Raw genomic sequence first — 2,004 nt, forward strand, 5'->3', positions numbered from 1 at the left:
CGCCCCGAACAGCCCTCGGCCGTTCGGGGCGCAACGGGTCTGCGGAGTGAGGTCCTATCCCGCCTGTCCCATCCCCGCCGCGTTCGGCCAGCTCTGGGCGTTCGGCCAGCCTGTCGCGGCGGCGGGGGAGAGGCCGTTGGTGCCCCGGACCTGGGCGGCCGTGAGGCCGCCGCGGGCCGGGACGCCGGGCGGGGTCGGGCCCATCGGCGGGGCGGGGGCCGGAGGCATGGCGGGTGACATGGCCGCGGGTGCCATCGCCGCGGGTGCCATGGCGGGTGCCATCGCGGCCGGTGCCATCGCGGCGGCCGGGGCCATCGGCGGAGCCGCGGCCGGGACGGGGGCGGGGGCGGGAATCGGCGCGGGGGCCGGGGCCGGCGCGGGCACCGACTGGGGGAAGATCTGGGCCGCGGCCGGCATCGGCATCCCGGCGCCGTCGGACGGAGTGGCCTGCGCCATCGCCGGGGCCATCGGCGGGGCGGGCATCGCCATCGGGGCGCCGACGGCGGGCGCGGCCGCGACCAGCCCCGGCATCGCGACGCCCATGGCCTGAGCGGCGAGGTTGTGCATGCCGGACCCGTTGGTGACCAGCCGGTCCACCGCCGGCGTGCCCGAGCTGTAGCTGTTCCCGGTGCTCAGCTCGGGCACGGCGGCTCCCCTCCTGGTCCCGTAGAGCACCTGTTCCAGGCCGGACACCAGGCGACGAACGTCCACCTGGGGGCGCACCACGAGCCGCAGGAAGCGGCTGGACGAACCGATCTTGTTGCCGCACTCGCGGACCAGGATGCGGTGCTCGGCGAGCAGCCGGTCGCGGACCACGGTGCCCTCGGCGCCGACGGGCAGGCGCACGAAGAGGAAGTTCCCCTGGGAGGGGTAGACGGTCAGCCCGGGCAGCGCGCTGAGCTGACTCGCCATGTCGAGACGGTCCCGGCGCACCTGCATCAGGCTCTGCGCGTACTCGGGGCCGTGCTCCTTCAGCATGAACACCACGTACTCGGCGAAGGCGTTGAGGTTCCACTTCGGCAGCATCGAGCGGATCCGGCCGGCGAGCGACGGGTTGGAGACCATGTAGCCGAACCGGATGCCGTGCAGACCGAAGTTCTTGCCGAGGCTGCGCAGCACGATGACGTTGGGCCGGATCATCGCCTCCTGCACGACGCTCGGTTCCTGCTCCGCGTCCGCGAACTCCAGGAACGACTCGTCGATGACGATCAGGTCCAGGTCGGCCATCGCGTCCATGAACTGCACGAGCGCGTGCTTGTGCAGGAAGCCGCCGTCGGGGTTGTTCGGGTTGCAGATGACGGCGGCCCTGGTGCCGCGGGTCCGGATGAACTCGGCGTACTGAGCGAGGTCCAGGGCGAAGCCGCTGGACTCCTGGAGCGGGAACATGTCGACGCGCTTGCCGGTCTCCATGGGCTGGTCGGTCCAGCGGCCGAAGGTGGGGACGGGGACGGCGAGGGACTCACGCACCAGCAGGTGGTCGATCCAGGTGATCAGCTCGGTCGATCCGTTGCCCATCGCCACGGCCTGCGGCGGGAGTTGGAGCAGGTTGCACAGCTCGGCCGTGATCGTGTCGGCGCCGCTCGGGTAGTACGTGATGATGTCCCGCAGCCGCGCGGCCATGGTGTCCATCATGGCCGGGGTGGGGAAGTAGGGGTTGCAGGGGATACAGAAGTCCACCGGGCCGACTCCCTCGCCGCCCTCTCGCGTCAGCGCCGCCATCGACGGGCTGTGCGCCGCGGTGTTGCGGAACAACGAGGAGACGTTGTCGGCCATGGAACCTCCGTATGGGGCGGGCCCGGCGGGGACGACCGGGCCCGTCGTCATTGGGTGGCCCGCGCGGGGGAGCGCGGGCCGCCCTTACATACGAAGGTTTGAGTGACGCTGTTCAATCGCTGAGGAATCGGTAAGAACTTGTGTGGTGCCTGTGAAGGTGGGCCGGTTCGCCGAGTCCGCTTGCACGGGTGCACCGAAACGGAACGGGCCCCGCCAAAAGGCGGGGCCCGT

1 protein-coding gene is annotated in these 2,004 nt (G+C 71.8%); it reads right to left on the reverse strand.

The window, feature by feature from the left end; genetic code table 11:
• Nucleotides 1–54: 54 nt before the first annotated feature.
• Nucleotides 55–1,773: a pyridoxal phosphate-dependent aminotransferase gene (locus tag ACFVYS_RS43775; RefSeq protein WP_389511453.1), complete on the reverse strand. Its 1,719-nt coding sequence runs from the start codon at nt 1,771–1,773 to the stop codon at nt 55–57.
• Between the last annotated feature and the right edge of the window lie 231 nt (nt 1,774–2,004).

Origin of the sequence: Streptomyces sp. NPDC058295, assembly GCF_042880655.1 — a bacterium.
Lineage (GTDB): Bacteria > Actinomycetota > Actinomycetes > Streptomycetales > Streptomycetaceae > Streptomyces > Streptomyces coriariae.